Below are 734 nucleotides of genomic sequence, written 5' to 3'. Positions count from 1 at the left end.
GTGTAGAGCATACAGTGCCTGCAAAAATCAAATTAATTAACGCGCTTGGCAGCAAAAAAGATTTTGAACATACCGTCATTACGGCGGAACAAAATAATTTTATTGTTTATCCTGAAGTTGATTTTATGTTTATGAGAGATGTAAAAGCGTTTAGCGGATTTAATCTTTACAGCGACGCCGCCCGTTTTGTGAACCGCGAGCGTGTACAGCGTTATCCGTACAGCTTTGTATGGTTTGGCGAACGTAAACTGTGGGGGAAACTTAATTATCTTGCCCGTCCTCCTATATCAACCTGAACAATATTTCTTTATACAGCGATACAAAATAAGAAACAGCATCGCTAATAAGGCTGAAAAATATTACAAATATAAACACCATTACTCCCATTCCTACTATTGTAAGCAGGCTGGAAAGCACTGTTTTGACAAGACTGTAATCGTGAACCATCATCATTCCGGCAAGTATAAGAATACCTGTCCATATAGCGGCAAAACTCGCAAGCACCCAGTAAATTGCGCCTTCATCGAAAGTGATAAACTGGCTTAAAATTATTGTAATTGCGGTGATGATTACATAAGGCGTTAGCGCATAACAAACGGACATATAAATTTCAAACATTCGCCCCTTGCCGTCCATAAGAGTTGTAAGACTCCAGTTTGCCACAGTCCATAAGCCTACCGGCAAAAAGAATTTCAAAAAGCAATGAAATACTATAAGTTAAAACATTACCGCGA

At 39.0% G+C, this 734-nt stretch carries 2 protein-coding genes; one reads left to right on the top strand and one right to left on the bottom strand.

Going from position 1 to position 734, the window contains the following annotated elements; translation table 11 throughout:
* Positions 1 to 296, top strand: a 296-nt coding sequence (locus ACYVTD_RS14910) for a DUF5696 domain-containing protein (protein ID WP_461248499.1), incomplete at its 5' end; no start/stop codon positions are given.
* Here the strand turns inward: ACYVTD_RS14910 and ACYVTD_RS14905 are convergent.
* Positions 283 to 684, bottom strand: coding sequence for a YIP1 family protein (locus ACYVTD_RS14905; RefSeq protein ID WP_461248498.1), 402 nt, complete (start codon positions 682 to 684; stop codon positions 283 to 285). The genes ACYVTD_RS14910 and ACYVTD_RS14905 overlap by 14 nt on opposite strands.
* Between the last annotated feature and the right edge of the window lie 50 nt (positions 685 to 734).

The organism is Treponema sp. R6D11, from assembly GCF_054786075.1.
Note: the sequence above shows the minus strand (reverse complement) of the source record. Positions and strands in the feature narration are given on the sequence as shown.